Source organism: Paenibacillus sp. JNUCC-31 (assembly GCF_014844075.1).
In the GTDB taxonomy this organism is placed as follows: domain Bacteria; phylum Bacillota; class Bacilli; order Paenibacillales; family Paenibacillaceae; genus Paenibacillus.
On record NZ_CP062165.1, the window covers coordinates 1,503,842 to 1,525,633 of the forward strand.

At 50.3% G+C, this 21,792-nt stretch carries 16 protein-coding genes; 2 read left to right on the top strand and 14 right to left on the bottom strand.

Features of this window, described 5'->3' with window-relative positions:
• Positions 1-35: 35 nt before the first annotated feature.
• Positions 36-2,741, bottom strand: a complete 2,706-nt coding sequence (locus tag JNUCC31_RS06365) for an S-layer homology domain-containing protein (RefSeq protein WP_192269684.1) — start codon at positions 2,739-2,741, stop codon at positions 36-38.
• Between the two features lie 199 nt (positions 2,742-2,940).
• On the opposite strand from JNUCC31_RS06365, the gene JNUCC31_RS06370 reads away from it, so the two are divergent.
• The gene (locus tag JNUCC31_RS06370) at positions 2,941-3,804 is read left to right on the top strand and encodes a pentapeptide repeat-containing protein (protein WP_192269687.1); all 864 of its coding nucleotides are present in this window, start codon (positions 2,941-2,943) and stop codon (positions 3,802-3,804) included.
• Positions 3,805-3,945: 141 nt separating this feature from the next.
• Here the strand turns inward: JNUCC31_RS06370 and JNUCC31_RS06375 are convergent, their stop codons facing one another.
• From JNUCC31_RS06375 to JNUCC31_RS06395, 5 genes are all read right to left on the bottom strand, one after another.
• Positions 3,946-4,923 (bottom strand): diaminopimelate dehydrogenase, encoded by a 978-nt coding sequence (locus JNUCC31_RS06375; RefSeq protein WP_379380852.1) that lies wholly within the window; start codon positions 4,921-4,923, stop codon positions 3,946-3,948.
• Between the two features lie 149 nt (positions 4,924-5,072).
• Positions 5,073-5,219, bottom strand: coding sequence for a hypothetical protein (locus tag JNUCC31_RS06380; RefSeq protein ID WP_192269691.1), 147 nt, complete (start codon positions 5,217-5,219; stop codon positions 5,073-5,075).
• A gap of 16 nt (positions 5,220-5,235) precedes the next feature.
• Positions 5,236-5,670, bottom strand: a complete 435-nt coding sequence (locus tag JNUCC31_RS06385) for a hypothetical protein (RefSeq protein ID WP_192269694.1) — start codon at positions 5,668-5,670, stop codon at positions 5,236-5,238.
• A gap of 26 nt (positions 5,671-5,696) precedes the next feature.
• Complete coding sequence (locus JNUCC31_RS06390; protein WP_192269697.1) at positions 5,697-5,909, bottom strand: hypothetical protein; 213 nt, start codon at positions 5,907-5,909, stop codon at positions 5,697-5,699.
• A 30-nt stretch (positions 5,910-5,939) separates the two neighbouring features.
• Entirely contained in the window at positions 5,940-6,695 is a 756-nt protein-coding gene (locus tag JNUCC31_RS06395; RefSeq protein ID WP_192269700.1) for an exodeoxyribonuclease III, read from the bottom strand.
• A gap of 130 nt (positions 6,696-6,825) precedes the next feature.
• Between JNUCC31_RS06395 and JNUCC31_RS06400 the strand changes: the two genes are divergently transcribed.
• The gene (locus tag JNUCC31_RS06400; RefSeq protein ID WP_192269703.1) at positions 6,826-9,432 is read left to right on the top strand and encodes a winged helix-turn-helix domain-containing protein; all 2,607 of its coding nucleotides are present in this window, start codon (positions 6,826-6,828) and stop codon (positions 9,430-9,432) included.
• Positions 9,433-9,632: 200 nt separating this feature from the next.
• Here the strand turns inward: JNUCC31_RS06400 and JNUCC31_RS06405 are convergent, their stop codons facing one another.
• From JNUCC31_RS06405 to JNUCC31_RS06440, 8 genes are all read right to left on the bottom strand, one after another.
• Entirely contained in the window at positions 9,633-11,477 is a 1,845-nt protein-coding gene (locus JNUCC31_RS06405) for an RICIN domain-containing protein (protein ID WP_192269705.1), read from the bottom strand.
• 83 nt (positions 11,478-11,560) lie between these two features.
• Positions 11,561-12,544, bottom strand: coding sequence for a glycoside hydrolase family 43 protein (locus JNUCC31_RS06410; protein WP_228469544.1), 984 nt, complete (start codon positions 12,542-12,544; stop codon positions 11,561-11,563).
• 192 nt (positions 12,545-12,736) lie between these two features.
• The gene (locus tag JNUCC31_RS06415; protein WP_192269708.1) at positions 12,737-15,733 is read right to left on the bottom strand and encodes a beta-galactosidase; all 2,997 of its coding nucleotides are present in this window, start codon (positions 15,731-15,733) and stop codon (positions 12,737-12,739) included.
• Positions 15,734-15,802: 69 nt separating this feature from the next.
• On the bottom strand, positions 15,803-17,392 hold the full coding sequence (locus JNUCC31_RS06420; protein WP_228469545.1) for a glycoside hydrolase family 30 protein: 1,590 nt from the start codon (positions 17,390-17,392) through the stop codon (positions 15,803-15,805).
• Positions 17,393-17,479: 87 nt separating this feature from the next.
• A complete protein-coding gene (locus tag JNUCC31_RS06425; protein ID WP_192269711.1) occupies positions 17,480-18,325 on the bottom strand; it encodes a carbohydrate ABC transporter permease in 846 nt (281 codons plus the stop codon).
• Positions 18,318-19,205 (bottom strand): carbohydrate ABC transporter permease, encoded by an 888-nt coding sequence (locus tag JNUCC31_RS06430; RefSeq protein ID WP_192269713.1) that lies wholly within the window; start codon positions 19,203-19,205, stop codon positions 18,318-18,320. Before JNUCC31_RS06430 ends, JNUCC31_RS06425 begins: the two co-directional genes overlap by 8 nt.
• 74 nt (positions 19,206-19,279) lie before the next feature.
• Complete coding sequence (locus JNUCC31_RS06435) at positions 19,280-20,551, bottom strand: ABC transporter substrate-binding protein (protein ID WP_192269715.1); 1,272 nt, start codon at positions 20,549-20,551, stop codon at positions 19,280-19,282.
• Between the two features lie 181 nt (positions 20,552-20,732).
• Positions 20,733-21,761 carry a LacI family DNA-binding transcriptional regulator gene (locus JNUCC31_RS06440; RefSeq protein WP_192269717.1) on the bottom strand — a complete coding sequence of 343 codons (1,029 nt, stop codon included), beginning with the start codon at positions 21,759-21,761 and terminating at the stop codon, positions 20,733-20,735.
• Positions 21,762-21,792 lie beyond the last annotated feature (31 nt).

Sequence of the window (21,792 nt, forward strand, 5' to 3'; positions counted from 1 at the left end):
AGTCGGTTATTTTCATTCATATTGTCGTTCATGGATTAATTCATTTTCTGTTGCATCCGAAGCAGCATCATGACCGCTTCAGCCCGTGTAAGCACATCCCGTGGAGCAAATGTATGGCCTGGTCTCCCTTGGACAATACCGAGCTGTTGCAGGGTCAGCACATAGGGACGGGCCCAAAGGGCTACCTGATCCATATCCTTGAATGGCGTTACTGTGGATTCCTCCGATTCGTGCTGCAACCCAAAGGCTCTGACCATAATGGCTGACATCTCTGCCCGGGTCACGGCATGATCAGGCCCATACTGCCCATCCGGGTAGCCCTGCATAATGCCTGCTTCTCTCATCGCAGATGCAGCCTCCATCCCCCAAGCCGGGATGGATGCCTGATCAGTGAAGCCGCTCTCCGTTGTGCCTTTTTCACTCACGCGCAAATGCAGTATACGCTGAAGCATAACCGCATATTCCAGCCGCGTAAGCATTCCTTGCGGTTGATGGCTGCCATCCCCATATCCCTGGATGATACCCATCTGAGCAGCAAGCGCCATCGCCCGATCAGCCCAATCCGGCTGGCCTTCAACGTTAGACAGATCCACACCTGAAACAGAGCCTTCCGATTCAGAAGTCACCGTCTCACCCCGAACGATATTAACGTAATATTCCTTGGCCTCGTCATCCAAGCCTTTGACACCGATCGTAACCGGATTGCTGCCAGGGTTCAGGTTCACCAGCGTAATATTGCCCTGCTGCGCCGGGGAGCCGTTCACCATAATACTCTGTCCGATCACAGGCCAATGCAGGGTTACCGTCGAGGTATCTGCTGGCAATGTTAGCTGATAGCGAAACTGCTCCGGGGAAAATGCAGGTTCAAGTTTGCCTGGCGAAACGTTCAGCCCTGTTAAATTGGACGAGATGGCAGGTGCAGCCGATGTACTTTGCTGTCCCACTGGAGATGAGGAAACACTTGGAACCGATGGTTCAGATGGATTCCCTGGCTGCACAGGGGGTTCCTCTGGATTCTCTGGATTCCCTGGATTCCCTGGATTTCCTGGGTTCTCCGGGTTCTCCGGGTTCTCCGGGTTCTCCGGGTTCTCGGGGTTCTCGGGCCCTCCCGGTTCCCCTGTAGCCGGATCAGTCTCTTGAACAACATGCAGGGTATAATTTCGTTGATTGATCCTATCCGCCGCTGTAACTTCAATAACGACGTCCTGCGTTGGCGCAATTACAGGCACATTTATGCCCTGGCCCGATTGTGCAGACTGTCCATCAAGAAGCAGGCTGGCAGTGGGCTCATACGTACTGGCTGTTACCGTAATGGATGATGCATCCTTCGAGACTTGAATTGTATACTCTTCAAGCTCGGGATCGAATCCGGTCAAGGGCAATCCATTGACAGCCAGCCTGTGTAAACGGGCATCTGCTGCATTGGCAGTAAATTGTAGAACCCGGACTTGGCCCGCACCATAACCTTGTTCCCTGTCTTTCCGATACCTTACCCACACCTCTTCATTCCCGGGGAAAATCGGTGATGGTTCAACGGCAAAGGAAGTATAGCTCACCCCAGCATTGGTTGAAAACTCCATGTCGGGCGTTGTGCCTACAATAAGATTGGCTTGATCGTCCACGGCAATTTGTTCCGGCGCAGCAACCCGAAGGCCATACCATCCACCATTGTCATCCCCGCCTAGAAACGAGTAACTCCCATCAGGGTTTTGTTTGGTGTTTGAACCTGATCCCTTTTCGGATAGGTGGTGAACCCACTGCATATTGCCTACTTCATCGGTTTTCAATACAAGCATGTTCAGATCGCTATCCGTGCCTGATACCACATATCCCCCTTCAAAAGCCAGCTTTACGTCCACACCATGGTTTCCTACAGGATATGTCCTCATCCACTCTTGGTCCAGATTGGCATCCAGTTTAAGCAGCATGATCTCCTGTTTAGAGCCAATAACCACATTTCCCGTCAGAATATACCCAAAATCATTCACCGGTGCCATAGCCTCAATCGTTTCGCTTGCATCTGGTGTACCATATGTTCTCTGATTGACCTGCACACCTGCCACATTCACTTCTGTCAGGAGCGCATCGGTATACCAGCTGACTCCATCCTGTTGGGTCGAGCCTCCAAGCAGGTGGGTGCCCTTAAAGGAACGAAGGCTGGCGTGTATAAATTGATTATAGGGCTGCGCATAGGTTGTATTAAATATCTGACTGCTTCCTGGATTCAGCATGACTGCCATCGGGTCCAGTTCACCGTTTGCAGAACGCCGATAACCGGTTAGCAGGATCAGTTCATGATCTGTCTTGAGCAAGGAGCTTACACTGCCCTCGACCATTACAGAAAAGGCAATCTCCTGATCCGCATTCAGTTTGCCAATGACGGATTGATTCAGATCATTGTTATCGATTCCTGCATACATGTACTCATTGTCCCGCAGCGGAATAACAGCTCTCACATCGTATCTCGGCTCCGTACCCTCGGTCAGCTGTTTACGCCATAACTCCTTACCTTCAGCATCCGTTTTCAGCAGCGCACTCTGATTCCCGCTCCTGCCTGCCAGAATATATCCGCCATCCTGCGTTGGCTTGGCATCAATGACCGAAAACCCGTCATATCTGGTTACATCCACTTCCCACGTTCGACCACCGGCGTCGGCATGCACGTTCGGTCCATACCCATATAACAGACCTGTCACCAATACTGCAATCCACAAACTAATTCCCGTCTTTCTTATCCGCATTTTTTCTCCCCCACATGACCAGCAGTGTAGTACCTGCAAATTGAATAACCCTATTTTAAGATTAAAATGCAATGCCGGCGTCTACCCCCCGGTAGAGAAAACAAAACCCCTGATTCGAATTGATCGAATCCCAGTGTAATGGTAAAGTGGTACTGAACTGATTCAATCTGTTTTTTGACTATTAAAGGAAGTGTTCATTTTGTCTAACCAACCATCCGCCACCACAGCCAGTCCTCATTTGAGCGCGGACTGCGAGCAATGTTTCGGTCTGTGCTGTGTTGCCTTGCCCTACGGCAAATCATCCGATTTTGCTTTTGATAAATCCAGTGGTACTCCCTGTCCCAACCTGCGTACAGACCATCGCTGCGGAATCCATACCCAGCTCCGGCAAAAAGGGTTCAAGGGCTGCACCGTGTATGACTGTTTTGGCGCCGGACAGAAGCTGTCCCAGATAACCTATGCAGGCAAAGATTGGCGAGATCATCCGGAATCCGCAAGCGAGATGTTCGATTGCCTGCCTGTCCTGAGACAACTTCACGAGCTGCTCAGTTATCTGAATGAAATGCTGATGCGGCCGGAAACGTCTACACTTCATGCGGCTCTGAGAGAAAGATATGAGGAGATACATCAACTTGCCAATCTGGAACCATCGGCCCTGCTGCGCCTGGACATTCCAGCTCATCGTGCGATGGTGAACGAGCTTTTGGTCAAGGCAAGTACATTGGTACGCGCCAGTGTACCACCCACGAGTCGTGAACATGGAAAGGGAAAGCCGAAGAGCCAAAGACGTACTGGAAGAGACTTTTTAGGAGCGAATCTGGCAGGGGTTGATCTGCGAGGCGCCAGCTTCCGGGGTGCTCTGATGATCGCTTGTGATCTGCGCAATGCGGACCTGCGACATGCCGATTGGATCGGTGCCGACTTGCGTGATGCCCATCTTGGCGGAGCGGATCTGACCGGCGGTATTTTCCTGACGCAATCCCAGATCAATGCAGCTAAGGGTAACGCCCGCACCAAGCTGCCCGTCCATCTGCATATGCCTGAGCATTGGTCACAGGCATGATTCAGCCAATACGCGTAGAGCAGGATTGTACAGCAAATAGCCCGTCCTTCTTTAGACGAAGGGCGGGCTACTATTTTCTATTTTACAAAGGATAACAAGCCGTTCAAATGCAACGTCCTGTGACTTGCACGCACCACTGTATTATAACAGGTCGCGGCGAAGGTCCTCAGCCGACTTCGGAGACAGGTGACCCAGCGGAATATCAAATACCGTCTTCGCACCCTTCTGCCCTTCCAGGCTCAGACGCTGTGCAGCTCGGGCATACGCCACAAGCACGCTCGCTGTGAATTCCGGGTTGCTGTCCAGCTTCAGACCAAATTCAATAATTTGTTTCTGGCCTGCGCCTGTAACTCCACTGCGAATGACAAACCCGCCATGCGGCATGCCTTCGTGCTCAGCCTTTAACTGCTCCTCAGTAATGAACGTCACCGTAGTATCGTAATCCGAGAAATAGTTCGGCATGGATACAATCGTTTCACGAATTTCATCCTGATTGGCGCCTTCTTCAGCCACCACATAGCATTGACGCAAATGCTTCTCGCGTGTGGACAGTTCAGGTGTCTCCCCGGCACGAATGCGGTTAATCACCTCTTCGACAGGTACGGTGTACTGAACACCAGCTTTAACACCTGGAACACGGCGGATGGCATCCGAATGCCCTTGGCTGACCCCTTTGCCCCAGAATGTGTATTCTTTGCCTTCTGGCAGAATGGATTGCGCAAGCAGACGGTTCATCGAGAACAAGCCCGGGTCCCATCCTGTCGAGATGACACTCACATGTCCGCCTTGCTCTGCCGCAGCATGAACTTCCTTATAGAATTCAGGGATTTTGGCATGTGTATCGAAGCTGTCTACCGTATTGAACAATTTGGCGATGGCAGGCGTCTGTTCTGGAAGATCCGTTGCCGAGCCGCCGCACAGAATCATGACATCAATTTTGCCTATGTATTGCTCAGCCGCAGAGATATGCTCGAAACGAACCTCTGTGCCTTCAGCGACCATCTGCTCCGGATTACGACGCGTAAAGACCGCAACCAGTTCCAGATCCTCATTTTGTGAAATGGCTTTCTCCACACCTTTACCCAGGTTACCGTACCCTACGATACCAACTTTAATCATGTTCAATCCTCTCCTGTCTTCATCTATAGTTGCCTACTACTCTAGTATAATGATATAACATACCATGTAACTTGTCAGGTTTCCAGTAGGTAAAGGCTATTTCAACAGAAATTCGATATGGCATTTTGCTAAACGCGTTCCCCCTTGTTCTAATCATGTTCAATCGAATGCATATCAGGAAAGGCATTTACAGGGGACGTTGCCCCTACAACCGATACGATCAAAACCGTTAAGGATAACAGGCAGCTTGCCAATAGGATGGACAGAAAGCGGGCGACAATGCTTATATTTTTCATCCAGCTCTCCCGCTCATTACTCATTGAACAAGTGCGCTATCTTCAGAAATTCTGCGGCTACTTGACCGGATACTCGCAGCAACGGATGAATCTCCTCCGTCACGGTTTCCAACCCGCGAAGGTGATCCGTAATGTCGCTGTACCCATAACCAAGATGATCATCCATTGCAAGTTTCACATGCGGCTTCAACGGTTCATACAACGAACTGAAATCCATAGGGTTAGGCACCCCCCACTCTGAGGCAAACACCATCGTTGCGCCATCTTTTCCTGCTGTATAGAGATCCATATTGTAACCGCTCATTTCGTCGTATGTGCCTGATGGGGAATAAGCCTTCATATCCTGCGTCGATTGATAAGCCTCATATGCCGTGCCCGTTAGCAGTACAAGTCCTGCGGCCAGCATCAGCCCTCCCAGCACTTTCAATCCTCGATGTAATCCTTTATTCATTCATCCTCTACCCCTTACTCCCAGGTTCATCTATATGTATGCTTCAATCCTACCCAAGAACTGGTGGAAACGGAACAATCCAGAGTCCAGTTCGTTCCCCAACCAAAGTCCAGTTTCTTCCCCCAACCTGTGGCGTAAAAAGATGTTAAGCCTTCCTGTCCTGCGAGGATGGATAACATGCCAAAAAACCGCAAATCTCCGATGACGGAAACTTGCGGTAGCCCTTTTTTAATGATCATAAACCGACTTCTTCCCGGGCCATCTTGCAGCTACAGCTCCAGTGTTAGACCCACCGGGCAATGATCACTACCCATGACATGACAATCGATATGTGCGTCTTTCACCTTCGAAGTCAGTTGATTGGACACCAGAAAATAGTCGATACGCCAGCCCACATTCCGCTCTCTGACCTTCGGCATATAAGACCACCAGCTATACACATCCGTCCGATCCGGATACAGATGGCGGAAACTGTCCACATACCCTGCAGCCAGCAGATCGGTCATCTTGGCTCGCTCTTCGAGCGTAAATCCCGAGTTGCCCAGATTGGACTTTGGATTCTTCAGATCGATCTCCTGATGGGCTACATTCAGGTCTCCACACATAATCACCGGCTTGGTCTGCTCCAATTGCAGCACATATTCCCGGAATCGATCCTCCCATTCCAGTCGGTAAGGAAGTCGGGTCAGATCCCGCTTCGCGTTGGGGGTATACACATTGATCAGGTAAAAATGGTCAAACTCCAGCGTAATCATCCGGCCTTCCGGCTCGCTGTCTTCCTCTATCCCGTACCAGACGGATAACGGCTTGATTCGAGTAAATATGGCGGTACCGGAGTATCCTTTTTTCACCGCATAATTCCAGTATTGATACACGTCTTCTCCCAGATCCATCTCGATCTGTCCTGCCTGCAGCTTGGTCTCCTGCACACAGAAAATATCGGCCTGACTCTCGTTATAATAATCCATGAATCCTTTGGTTACACATGCCCGTAATCCATTGACATTCCAGGACACCAGCTTCATATCCTCATCTCCTCACATCTCTCCAATATAGCATGCGTGAATTCGGAAGGACAAGCAGATGAAGAGGAATTCCTGTGTTTTTGTCGAATTATGGGGGATATACTCCGAAAGATCAGGAAAGGAAACATATATGTTGATGACCCTTCAATCCAAGCTGAGTTTGCCCTACCTCCATGTTCCCACACTGGAGCGTGAACGTCTGAATCATCTACTGGCTGAAGGACTTTTTCGAAAATTAACGCTGGTCACTTCGCCTGCCGGATATGGGAAGACAACGTTGGTCAGCCGCTGGTGCAGCCAGATCACACAGCCCTTGGTGTGGATATCACTGGATGCCGGAGATAACGAGCTTATCCGATTCTGGCAATACATCGCAGCCGGTATTCAAACTGCTCTGCCTGAATTCGGTGTGAAGATTAACGCGTTCAACCACCTACTCCTCAGTGGCGACAACGAGATGGCGACGGTATATCTATTGAATGAACTCAGTCGAATGGCAGGGCCGCTGGTTATCGTGCTGGACGATTTCCATTTCATTCAGGCGGATGAAATCAGGCACGCCTTTGCTTATTTCCTTGAATTCATGCCTGCCAGCCTGCATGTTATTCTGATCAGCCGTGAACTGCCCGATCTTTCACTTGCCAAACTGGAGCTTGAACAGGCGGTCCTGCGGATTGAAGCCGATGATATGCGGTTTACGGAGGTAGAAGGAATATTGTTTTTCCGTGATCTGATGAAATTGGAGCTACCCGAACAGACCTCACGTTCTTTCGTGGATCGTACCGAGGGTTGGATTGCTGCATTGAAGCTTGCTGCTCTCGCGATGGAAAAGCATAGCTCACACCACGTGCTCAAAGAGCTTACGAGCAACCCGCGCTTGTTTGAATCCTACTTGCTGGAGGAAGTATTCCGCGACCTTGCTCCGGTAATGCAGCAATTTCTGATGGACTGCAGTGTGTTGCCACGCTTCAACGCCGCTCTGTGCGGAGCCATAAGCCAGCATCCGCAGCCCGGAATTATGCTGGAAGAAGCCGAGAAATCAGGCCTGTTTCTGATTCCGCTACATGATGCAGGAGGCTGGTATCGTTTTCACCCCCTGTTCTCCGCGTTTTTGCTCGCTCAGCTCATGAAGTTATATCCCGGCAGGGAGAATGAACGACGCCGCAGGGCTGCCGAGTGGTGCATGTCGCAGCACATGCCCGAAGAAGCCATAGAGCAATGGCTAGCCGCAGGCGATTATGATCAGGTGGCCGATCTGCTGGAGAACATGGCGGATCGTACCCTCATGCGTGAATGGTCGACGATTGGCGGCTGGCTGGGGGCTTTGCCTGAATACGTGCTGCTTGCCCGTCCCACCCTGCACTTCTCTTATATACTCTCGCTCCTGTTCGGACGCCAAAGTATACGCTTTGAATCCGAGCTGCGCAAAATGGAACGCAGGCTTGCCTCAGACGGGGCGAACTGGACTGAAACCGAGCGTCAATCGGTATCCGGCAATCTGGTGCTGATGCGTTCGCTCTACTCGACGTTCAACCAACAGAACAATCTGGCTGCACTGAACCATCTTCAGCGGTTCCAGGAGCATCTTCCCCATATGGGCAACTTCATTCTTGGTATGTTTGAAGGGCCAGCCCATCCTACCATGCTTGGTGCATTCCGTGGTCAACTCGGACAGCTTGCCAAGTCTATCGCAGAGCCCTTTCTGCTGCACATTATCGAACTGATGCGCAATCTGAATCAACCTGTGCTGGCTTGGCTCTATATTGGATTCGGCGAGCTGCACTATCACTGGAATGAAATGGACCAAGCACAGCATTATATTCAACTGGGCATGGAAGCCGCTGATCAGTTTGAAGATACACAACATCGCGCAAGCATCCGCCTTCCCGGCTGGATCTACATGGCGCGCAGCCTGACTCTTCAGCAACGGCATCAAGAAGCGGTGCAATACCTGAACGAAGCAGTGGCTGAACTGGAAGAGCAGCAGATGGATGATGCCGTCATTCACGTGCAGGCAGAGCTCGCTCGCATGCTCCTGATGAATGGTGATACCAGACAGGCCATCGACTGGATTGGTCGGTGGAAACTTGCTGTCACAGATCCCATCTCCATCTATCATTTGCATATCTATTTGCAATTGGCACGATTTCTCATCCGAATGGGCAAAACAGAGCAGGCCCTGCCGCTGATTGAACGGCTTGATCAACTGACTGAACAGGAGAAACGCCCCATCGAAGCCATTGAAGCCAATCTGCTTCATGCACTGGCATTCTCCGGCTCGGGACGAATGGATGCCGCACTGATCTATATGGGCCAAGCGCTTCATCTGGCAGAGGCCGAAGACTTTATTGCCCTGTTTTTGCAAGAGAATGCTGCCTCAGCCGGGTTGATCCAGTCCTATATGCAGCTGAAGCCCAGTCATGAACGGAGCATCAGAAATAAACCGTCCACCTCTTATGTGAAGCAGGTGCTTCAGGCCTTCAATCCCCGCCCTCTTTTCGGGCAGGATTCCACGGCCCCCCACCTGATGGAAACCATCGCTTCACTCACCCCGAAAGAGCGGCTGGTACTGATCCATATGTCACATGGACATGCAAACCGTGAAATTGCGAGCCGCATGAATATCGGGACAGGCACCATAAAAACACACATCAATCGCATATACAGCAAGCTTGGCGTCACGTCCAGATTGGAAGCCATTGGTAAAGCGCTGGAAGCCGGATTAAACGAAGAATGAAGATGACGGAAGGATGACACACCAAGTCGGTCAAACATACCGAAACAGGCTAACCAGCACATTCTGGTTAGCCTGCTCATACACAGGGCGGATCATGATCGGCCTTCATCCAGCCGCGGAGCACCGCGGCTTTTTCATAGCTTCAAATGATGCTTCTCCCCATCCTCACCTCCTGATGCTGCTCCAAACATGGACAGAAGCTAATTGACCTTAACGAGGCTCCATTGCTGATTGGCCCCGCCATTGTCGGCCCATTGGATCGTTGAAGCCCCCGCACTCATGGACCCTTGATTGATATCTACTGTTAGACCACTGTTGCGGTTCACAAGAACGAGATAACCCCCAACGTCCACGGGCAGCCACTGCTGGTTGTTGCCGCCGTTATCCTGCCACTGGATCAGTGCAGCTCCCCCCTGCATGGAACTCGAATTCACATCCAGCAAAAGCCCGCTGGCTACATTGCGGATGTTATAATAACCGTTTCCAGCCGCCTCCAGCTTCCATTGCTGGTTGGCCGCTCCATTGTCATTCCACTGGATGATGGTTGCACCTCCAGCAGTTGAAGCTCCGTTGACATCCAGAGCAAGGCCGCTGTTTCGATTGATCAGCTTGTAGATGGCCCCGCTTTCATATCCTGTACTACCATTGTATGCTGCACCAGAGATGACATAAGTCGTGACCGAGTTAGCTTTAGCTGTTGCTGTGAACTTTTTATTCTGAATGTTGATGTTGGTCAATTGCTGCAACTTCTCTGTAGAAGATGTACGATAAGCTTGAGCGGAAGACCCAAGGCTTGTAAATCGGCTCAGATCATAGGTCACCGTTGTATCTGTCGAATCCGAATTGGTGGTCACCAGCACTACTTTACCTGAATCAGCATCATAGGCAGCAAGCGTATTGGCATCACTCATGCCGATAATCTTGTACCCCGGACGAATAAACTTGCTGTAATTGCCCATCACATAATATTTCTGGTTCACAGTGTAGCTGGTGGTTTGGGTATTATTCAGTACGTTTTTGAAAAATCCCCAGCCATCGGCGCTATCCACCGCCTGCCAGTATACCCACACACTTGCGCCCATGTTTCGCATGTCCTTAAGGATCGTACGTGACATCGTCAACCCGCTTGCATCGCCATCCCCGTATTCAGATGTCCACAGATGCTTGCCCGCAGATGTCGCTGTATTGCGCAGAGCTGTGCGATTGCTGCCGCCATACGTATGGGTGTTGATCTGGTCGATAGCCGACTTCACGGCACTGCTGTAGCTGTTAAAGGAAGTTGGTGAATCATCCAGACTGTATTCTTCCGGCGCACTCAGCTTCGTGGACAATCCCTTTGCTGCAAGCGAGGATTGCACCTGACTGAGAATCGTGTTTTGATCTGCGCGGTCAAAGTGCATGCCTTCCTGATCATTGCCCAATTTCCACCATGTCGAGATCGGTTCATTGAGCGGGGTAACTGTGTCAAACGTGATACCCCAGTTATCTCTGAAATGCTTCACAACCTCCGTAAGATAATCTGCAAAATCATCATAGTAATCCGGCTTGAGATTATTGCCGCCATTCGCTGCACCGGATACACTTCCACTGATCGTCATCCAGTAGGGTGCAGAGTTCGCAAAGGCTTCAAACACGTTGACTCCATACGATTTGGCAGCCTGTAACATGTACCGCTGATTCGCATCTGCATTCCAGTCATATACGCCCGGAGAAGGCTGATATCCCGGCACAGCTTTGCGATATTCCAAAACATTGGATGATGGATTATCGCCGCCTCCAATGTTGTAACGAAGGACGTTCAGACCGAGCCCGTTGGCAGGGCTAAACATCTTTTCTGCATACTCGTCCCGATTGGAGTACTCTCCAACCACTTTGCCCCACCAGGCAAGGGATGTTCCCCATCCTTCGATGGTCTGATATTGCTTCGAGGGATCGGCCACAGCTGTGTAAGAACCCGCGGCTGATGCCTCCGTACCCAAGCCCAGACTTCCTGTGAGCAAACTGCCTGTCATCAACAGAGCGGCTATTCGTTTCAACCATTTCATTCGATTCACTCCTTCTGAAGTAAAATAATTTCCATTTTTCATCGAGATAAATGAGTTCAATTTATATAGAAGATTTCAGAGGATTACTGTGCAAACTCCCTGAAAGTAGCGTCTGACTTGTCAACCGCCGTTACGATCGGTTCCAACCGCAGCATGTTGTTCACATGTCTTAAATACCGGTTTGGGTAATTCAATGATTGGTAAGACGTCCAGGAAGAATTGGCAAGACCATTAACACGTTTGAACGTGGCATCACTTTTGAAGGTTGCAGAGCCATCATTTTTTACAAGTACAATCCCATCGTTGTAATGCCTCAGGAAGTAGCCTGGATAATTGATCGACTCGAACGAAATCCCAGATGAATCAGCTAGTCCAGGAACGATGCGAAACTGTGCGTCCTCCGCTGGGCTGACATTGGCATCTATTCTTGCCTGATAGTTGTAATGGCGAATATAGCTGCCTGGAACATTGTACGATTCCAGCCGTCGAATATCGCCCGGTTGTCCTGTCTCCTTGAGCACAGTCATGTGCCGAACCAACCCGGTCAGACCTGCAATCTCCTGCTTTGCACTCCACGTCTGAAACCCGTCGACAGAGTCGCTGTAGTAATATTTTTGGGTGGAATAACCGTCAAAATAGATTCGCCAAGAACCGTTATCGAGCTGGACAAGCGCAGGCCCCTCTACCCAGGAACCCCATCCTGCCCAATCTCCTGTCCCTTTGAACGTGTAAGGTCCAGCGAGGGAAGTAGCCGTAGCATATTCGATATACTTGGTGGTCTCATTCTTGGTAAATGCATGATAGGTGGAGCCTGTCTTGACGATGAAGGTATCGATGTAGTTGGGTGCAATGCCTGCAAGCTCTGTGGCCGCAGACCATGTTGTGGAAGACAGCGTTGCATTGATTGCCGTGATGACATAAGGTTTGAAGTTCTCATAATTTCCTGGGGAGATGGACACGATGATGTTCAGACTGCCATTGCTGTCCTTGAACCATTCCGGTGCCCAGGTATGTGCAATCGTGGTAGGTGTAGATAGCGTAACATTGCGGACAAACGTCCAGTTCACCTTATCCCACCCCTTTATGTAAACGGTTCCAATAAATGATTGCAGCTATCTTCGTCGCACATTTACTTTAACCGAGCTGCCCGGAGATTCAGAATCTATAGACTCAATCATCCGAGCAGTCCCTGCTAAAAGAATGATACGACTAAGGAGAAGCTATCTATTTCCGTTGTACGTGTTACAAATAAAGATGATCTATTCGACCACAACCCATGGATACTGGGACAAGTTGTCATACAATAAGCGCACCCGTTCTGGCGCCCGCCCTTCCTCATCAAACAACAGCAGTTCATTCTCCTCCTGCAGCCAGGATACCGGAATTTTGTAATCCTCCTGCGGACCGATCTGCCAGTAACGACCCAGATGGTGGCCATTCAGATGAAGTGTTCCCTTGCTCATCCCGGTAAGGCGAAGCATCAGGTTCACCCGGTAGTGTCCTGGTACTGCTGACTTGGAGAATTGCCAGCGATACCAGACTGGCTGACCGTTCGAACCATTTCCCACTGGAGTGGCACTTCGGTTGCCACTATAGTCAGCAGTCTGCCCATGCGTTTGGAGATGACCTGACTTATTCGATGCCTCATATGTCTCCCATTGTTGCGGCAGCAAGGCATCCGTACCCGCCATACGCCAATCCTTCAATTCATTTTCACTCCGGTAAAGGATCAGTTCCAGTCGATTGAGCGGTGTTCTGCTGTAAGGCATCTCCAGCGTATTGATCTCCCCCGGTCGTAAATAAAGGGAAAGATCCAATGTGTCGAACGAAAACCAGTCCTGATACCCTTCCATCGGCACATCCATGCCATTAATGCGCAATCCTTGGCTGACGGCTCCAACGAGAATGGCTCGATCCATGCCATCCAGTGTAAAGGTTCTGCTCAGTAGCCGGGCTTCCTGAAGATGATGATCATTCACTTCATCGAGGTGAACGACCCCTTGCTCCGTATGCCAATTCCTTCGTATATCCTGAACAGAACCACCGATGTACACAGATCCTGCCAGACCTTTGCTTTCACCCAAATATGGAGAAAAATTCAGCCTGCCCATATGCTGTACCAGCACTTGGAGTGTATTCTTTCCTTTGTTCGCCTGCACTTGCATTCCCGCTGCACCCACTTGACGTACCAGCGCCTGCTCAACATGGTTGACATATATTCTAGCCGTATCCTGGAGATCCGGCAGAATAAGGGTGGTGATTCCATTCACTGAGCTGTCGAAGTCGCACTCGTATAACAGATACCCAAAATCCTGTCCGTACTGGGAAAAATGTTCGGGTTGACCACTCGAAGAACCCTGCTGTGCTGTCAAGGTCACACGTGCCAGGTCAGGGGAATCAGACAGTTTCGGTGGCATTGGCGGCCTAATGAACGGAGAGTGACGAATTGCTGCGGATAACTCCACAACATGTTCATCCGGTATGCCGCTCTGTGAATCGTTTGCTTCTCCGTATATAAACTCATGTCCAATCAACGTCTGTTCTCCACCAGTCCAGCTGCCGAGAAGCATAATGGTCCGATTCGGATCAGAGATCATACCCGTGACCTGCCCGGAAGAGGAGACGTCTACATCATCAAATCCGATGGCATAACGTAACTGATCCGGCTCGCCTCCTCCATCGATTCTCCACGTGCGATCCATCATTTCCTTGTCCAGAACCACAAACCGAATGGGTACACCGCTTGCCTCCAGATGAATGATGCCCGGCTCACGGAAATGAACCAAATCGAAACGATAGACCTCTCTGACCGGATCATGATCAACCAACACCTGGATGCTGCTGCCTCGTACATTCAAGACGTCCGTTTCCAGTTCCACGACTGACCGCTGTCCCGCCTCTGCAGCGATGAACAGGGTCAATTCTCCGTTCACCACTTCATTGCCTGTGATCATCGTGCCGCCTGTCAGGTATACATGCTCGGCAATCTCTATTCTGTCCAGTATCGGAATAATCTGCCCTGGGTTCAGGGCCACAGGAATTGTCCGGCCTTCCTCCAGCGTGACATGGAACGTCTCCCGCTCATCCTTGTGACTCTCCAGGAACCATATCTTCTCATTGCCTTTACACCTGCCTCGTACAGAAACGCCTTGCGGATGACGTACCTTGATCTGCTCTGCCGGTACTTCCTCCGTCTCCATCAATAATGCTCCAAATGCATGGACGAAATAAGATAACGTCTTGGCTACAGCGTACTTATCCGTTACCCTCCCGTACTCATTCAACGGCGCATCATAATCGTAGGAGGTAATCATGAAAATATCACTGCTGCCCACGGTTCTGCCACCGTATCCGCCAAAGTTGGTCCCGCCGTAGAACATGTAATAACTGATTCCGGTGTACCCGGCGCGGAGAATTTCCATGATGCGTTTCTCCAGCAAGGCTGGTGTCTTCTGAATGGCCGAAGGGCCGCCCCAGTTCTCAAACCAGCCGGTCCAGAATTCTGTCACAACCTTCGGTGTATCCGGCTGCTTCTCCCGAAGCTTCGCATAATGCCCGTCAGCCCCTGACCAGAAATTCGCACCTTCAATTGTGCCTTCCGCCCCGCCGACACAGGTGATAAGCGGTACGTCGATCCCGCGCTGAAGCAAACTGTCCCGAAGATGGTTCATATGGGCACTCGCTGCTGCATCATCCATCAAATACCCGTATTCGTTCTCGACCTGTACGAGAATGACAGTGCCTCCGGCAGATAGCTGGCGCTTGCGGATGATTGGAATGATCCGGTCAAAATACAGATCCACATAATGCAGATAGGCTTCATTGTTTTGTCGGAACCTGATTCCCTGTTTCGTCTCCAGCCAATACGGGAAACCACCAAAGTCCCATTCGGCGCAAATGAACGGTCCCGGTCTTGTGATTACGTACATGCCCAACTCTGCACAGAGGTCCAGAAAAGCCCCGCAATCATGGTCTCCTTCGAACGACCATTGTCCTTCCTCGGGTTCATGCACGTTCCAGGCAAAATAGGTATCAATGCAATTCATGCCAGCCAGCTTCGCCTTCATTAATACTTCCCGCCATTCCTCCCTCGGCATGCGGAAATAATGAATGGTGGCACTGTTCAGAAATACTCGTTCTCCATTCATAATGAAGCTGCGCTGATCGTAAGTCAGTTCAGATCGAAGACTGTGCTCAGCCCTGGTCTGTGTATTCTTCTCCTGCTTTTGAAGCAAAAGGGATGGTTTCTCTGTCAAAGATAGGCCCTCCTTCTCTGTGTTTGAGTTCATCACTGCGATGACAGAAAATGATATGTTGATTAACCCTCAGTTAGCTTGCAATGTTACGCCTTCCAATACAACGGTTGTTATGGAATTGTCCGTTGTAGGCACTTCCAGTCCATTGGTGTATACCGGAACATCTTCAAGCTGCTCCATGTTCCGAACGGATGACGTCTGGTACACCTGTGCTGTGGAAGTGTTGCTGTGGTCAAATGCACCCAGTTCAAATGCTGTGGTTCCGGCAGATAACTCATTGCGGATCACCAGCACCAGCCTTTGATTAGCAGGATCATATGCGGCCAGTGTTCGTCCATCATCCGTTGGAATAATCGTTGCGCCTGGACGGATGAACTTCGTAAATTGGGCCATGCCATAATACTGTTTCGTCATCTCGTACTGTTCTTCTCCATTAAAGTTGGCATGAATGAAGCCCCAGTTATTATTGGCGCCTTCATCTTCAACGGCCTGCCAATAGACCCAGGCGGATGGCTGCATGATTTTCAGATCGAACATAATACGCTCCGCCAGTTCCTGCACGGAAGTCATGTCCTCATGACTGTGCGGCTCGCTGCCACCCGTTCCGTACTCGGACATCCACAGCTTCTTGCCATGCCGTTCAGCCAATGTGCGCAGTTCCTCCATTTTGCTTCCATTATAAGAATGGGTATTAATCTGGGCGATCACATCGAGCGTATCCTGATCATAGAGGCTGAAATTGTACACCGTCTCGTCAATGCTGTTATCGTCCGCAGCACTGATGACCGTCCCGTCCAGTCCTTTACTTTTGAGCGATGTCGCAACCTTCTTGATAATCTCGGCCTGTTTATCGTTGGTAAAATGACTGCCTTCCTGCATGTTGCCTTTCTTCCACCAGTCCGAGGATGGTTCATTGAGTGGGTCAAGTGTGCGGAACGTAATGCCCCACTCATCGCGATAATGCTTCACGACTTCGGTCAGATAATCGGCAAACGCATCATACTGATCCTCCCGCAGATTGTTGCTGCCGTCCACAGCCCCCGTAACCGAGCCACTGATCGTCATCCAGTAAGGTGGTGAATTGGAGAATGCCTCCGTAATGTTGACCCCACGTTCCAGAGAACCCTGCAATACAGCCCGCTGGCCTGCATCTGCCCCCCAGTCCCATTCTCCAGGTTCAGGCTGAAATCCGGGAATATCCCCTCCGGGCCGAAGCGCCTTCATCTCGGGGTTCTCCTCACCACCAATATTGTAGCGGACAATATTCAGGCCCAGCCCTTTCTCTGCGTCAAATACCAAATCCATCACTTCACTGACTTTGGCTTGATCTTTCCAGCCACCCAGATCGTTGGCCCACCACGCAAGCGATGTACCCCAGCCTTCAAAATGGTCATAGGACTGCTCTAACTTTAGACGTACCGGCTCCCCTTGGAATGTAAGTGTTTTGGATGATTCACTGGTAAAATGATTGATGGTAATTCCTCCTCCCGCGAGCAGCGCGATCAGGGCGACACCTATCAGGATGTAGCTCCGGCTGCGCCACCTGCGTTGTTTGTCATGTTCATTCCTGTCAGTCTGGATCAGATTCTTGTAATCATGCTTGGTATTATCCTTGTTATCCTTCCTGTCGTTCTCAAAAGGGGGGTTGTTATCATCCATGATTCATGCAACCCTTTCCCCATATGCCGTATCGTATTCGGTCACTGGCTTTCACGTTTGGCTTGTTCTGCACTGCTGCACCTCCCGTTACTTGATTCCACTGCTGCCGCCGCTGATATTCGCTTCATAGACATAGCGCTGTCCGAACAGATACACCAGCACCATCGGAATGGTCAGGAACAGCGAAGCAATCATAACCAGGTTCCATGGCGGCATCTGTCCGCCACCTACTGTGGTCAAAAGCTGAACACCGAGTGCGAGTGGCATTTTCTCCGGATCATTGATGTAAATGAGCGGCCCCATGAAATTCCCCCAGTTATAGGAAAATGAGAAAATGGCGATGGCGGCCAGAATGGGATAGGTCAGCGGCATGATAATCTTCCAGTAGATTCCCGGATGTCCCATACCGTCGATCATGGCGGCTTCATCCAGTGATTTTGGAATGCTCATGACAAATTGCCGGATGAGGAATACGTTGAACGCTCCCGCAAAGAAACTCGGTACGATCAGCGGATAGAATGTATTGATCCAGTCCAGATGACGGAAGATGATGAACTGCGGTACCATCGTCACTTCACCCGGAATCATCATCGTACTGAGCAAAACAATAAACAAGAACCGACTGCCTCTCGCCTTGATACGGGCGAAGCCATAAGATACGACCGAAGCTGACAATACCGATCCGATAATGGTAATCACGGTAATAATGACTGAATTTTTCAGATAGGTACCCAGATTATTATTGGTGAAGATCGTGTAGAAATTGGACCATTGGAACTCCAGCGGTACAAAGGTAAAGGCCGATTTCACGGTTGTTGCGTCACTCGCCAGTGCGATGGAGATCATGTACAGGAACGGAGAAGCAAGCAGTACCCCGACCAGAATCAGAAAAATATAGGATATCGTCTTCTCCACAGTGGATGGATTACTCATTCGCTTTTCCCTCCTCGTAGTGCACCCATAGCGCCGATGAACGGAACACAACCAGGGTCAGCGCCATGATGATGATGAACAGCACCCAGGCAATGGCTGATGCATATCCCATTTTGTAGAACTGGAATGCGTTCTGGAACAGGTAGGGAACAACCATCTGGCTTGCATTATCAGGTCCCCCGGCAGTAACGATGAACACCTGCGCGAAGGTCTGAAGCGCCCCGATCATCCCGGTCACGAGATTGAAGAAGATGACGGGAGTGAGCATTGGAAATGTAATGTGAAAGAAGGATTGCGAACTCTTCGCCCCATCGATGGCGGCGGCCTCGTACAGCTCCTGCGGAATACCTTTCATTCCCGCCAGAAGCAGTACCACGCCGCCACCGACGCCCCATAAGGACATGAGGATCAAAGCAGGTTTAACCCAATTCGGATCCAGTAGCCAGGCCGGGCCCTCAATGCCGAAGATAGCAAGCGCCTGGTTGATCAACCCTTCCGTCGGAGCAAGCAGATGGATGAAGAGCAAGGAGCTCGCCACCACAGGCACGACGGAAGGCAGATAGAACAGGATGCGGAAGAAGGTGATTCCCTTGATCTTCTTGTTCAGGTAATAGGCGATCCATAGCGAGATCGACATGCCCAGCGGAATCGAGATCAGCGCATAGAAGAAGGTATTGCCTACCGACTTCCAGAAGATCGGATCATCGGTCAACAGCGTTTTGTAATTGTCCACTCCGATGAATTCAGGGGACTGGAACAGGTCCCAATTGGTGAAGCTCATGTAGATGGAAAACAGGATCGGACCCAGAGTAAGTCCAAGGAACCCGATCAGCCAAGGCGAGATGAAGATATAAAACCATTTCCCGTCCTTTTTCTTCACGTTAAGCCCTCCCATGACGAAGCGAGCAGACGGAACCCGGATTCATGCCGAATTCCGCCTGTCCCCTGTCGATGCTATTTGTAGATTCTCTCCAGCCCACTCTGAATCTCGGTTACGGTATCATCCAATGAAGCTTTATTGTTGAAGTAGACACCCAGCTTGTCATTAATCAGCTTCATCATTTCATTCCACTGCGGATTGAACGGTTCTGCGTAGATGGTGGACTCGCTGAAAGCAGCCATGTTGATTTTCTTGCCGCCATACTCGGCATTCAGGAACTCATCACTGGACAGACCCGCCTTCGTTGCAGGGGCATCCTGACCCGCTTTGATCATCGGCAATTGTGCTTCAGGTGTAGTCAACGCTTCAATGATTTTGAATGCCTCTTCCTTATGCTTGGATGCGTTCGTAATCGTGAAGCCATTGAAGAATGCGTTGGTCTCACCCCATATCGGAGATATGTCCCAATTGATGCCTTCCACCTTGGCAAGTGATCCAATATTCCAGAATCCCGTCGTTTCCATGGCAATCTTGCCTTGGGCGAACAATGGGTCAGCACCGATATTTCCCATGTCGGCAATTTCCGTTGGTGTTGGTCCCACGCCATGCGTGAAGGTCAGATCATTCATGAATTGCAGCGCTTTACGTACAGGTTCGGTATTAAAGGTAGGTTTGCCGCTCTCATCGAACAGTGAACCACCGTTTTGGTAGATCAACTGCATCCATTGCGGCCACCAGCTGCCTGGGTAGTACCCCCATTGAACCGTTTTGCCGTTCTCCTTCACTGTCAGCTTCTGAGCAGCGGCGAGCAGATCTTCCTGGGTCCATTCCTTGGTCGGATATTCAACCCCGGCTTTGTCGAACAGATCCTTGTTATAAAAGAGAACCATTGCGCCTGCGCGGTCCGGCATACCAAACTGCTTGCCGTCAAACTTCATCAGGTTTGCGATATCATCGGAATAGCGCTCGGCCATGTTCACATTATTCGCCTTGATCATGTCATCCAATGGAACAATCTGATTTTTGGAGGCGTACGCCTGATAGTTCTCGGCAATCATCATGATGTCCGGTGCAGTTCCCCCGGCGATCATCGTTTGTACCTTCTGGTCATAGTCCCCGGCTACCACGTTCAGCTTCACGTTAATATCGGGATACGTTTGTTTTACAATGTCGAGCCGTTCCTGATAAATCTTCTTCTCGTCCTCGGAACCCCAGATCGTCATGCTCAGATCAACTTTGCCACCAGACCCCCCAGCTGAACTGCCATTGTCCTTGTTGCTACAGGCTGTCAGACCCATAATCATGACCAGCATCACTAACGAAATGACCTTTAAACTTCTTCTCATACGGTACGCCCCCTAATATAATGAATGGAAGAACTTTACTGAAACCCATTTCATGAAATGGGTTTCATAAACCTTAAAATTAAAACCCGCTCCACGTTATGAAAGGGGTTTCATTCACGCACTCATTATATTTCACCCTTTGAGAAAATGTCAACGCTTTCTTTTTCCATATATCGGACCGTTATCGTGATGCAGGCCCTGTACTTTGACGGATGATTAGCTCTGGTTGGAGGATCGTCTGCTTCTTTGGATTGCCCTGATTAATCAGTTCGTGCAGCTTATCCACGGCTAGCTTACCCAGCTGATACGTATTCTGGGATACCGTTGTTAATTCGGGTATTACCGCGCTGGCAAGCGGCGTATCATCAAAGCCGACGATCGAAATATCCTTGGGAATCGACAACCCATGTTCAATGGTTGCCTTGATTGCACCAATGGCCGTGTAATCATTCACGCAGATGACCCCCGTGGGCGGATTGTCCCGATCCAGCAGCTTTGCCATTTCACGTTTGCCGTCTTCAATGGAAAAACTGCCGAGCATCTGGCGTTCTTTTGGAATTTCGAGCCCATGTTCACGGAGTTTCTTCTGAACAGCCTTGACCTTGACCATCGTGGTGGACAACTCCCTCAGCCCGCCCACAAAAGCAATATCCCGATGTCCAAGTTCCAGCAGATGTTCCGCTGCAAGAGCTGCGCCTGCACCTTCATCCGTATACACCCGATGGAATCCGCCTTTGGCAATATTGCCATTGACCAGCACGATTGGCATGCGTTTACCCATATCGATCAATTCCTGGGCCATGTCATCCGGACAGACTTGCATATTGATTCGTCCACCTAGAAAAATAATGCCGTCCACCCGCTTCTCACGCAAAATGGATAAGTATTCGGACTCCCGGCTGTAATCCCCTGCGGTGTTGCACAAAAAGAACGTATACCCCAATCCGCGTGCCTCGTTCTCTGCACCCCAGAACACTTCCGGAAAGAACGGATTCGTAATGTCCGGCAGGATAATGGCAATGGTGCCCGTCTCTTTCTTGATCAGACTGCGCGCCTGTGCGTTGGGCTGAAACTGGTGTTTTTCAATAATGGACATAATCTTCTCCCTCGTGCTCGCACGCACGGGTGCCGTATCATTCAGTACCCGGGAGACCGTGGATACGGATACGTTCGCTTCTTTGGCGATATCATATATGGTGATCGGTGTCATAGCGGAACCTTCCTTTTTCTCTATTTTTCCT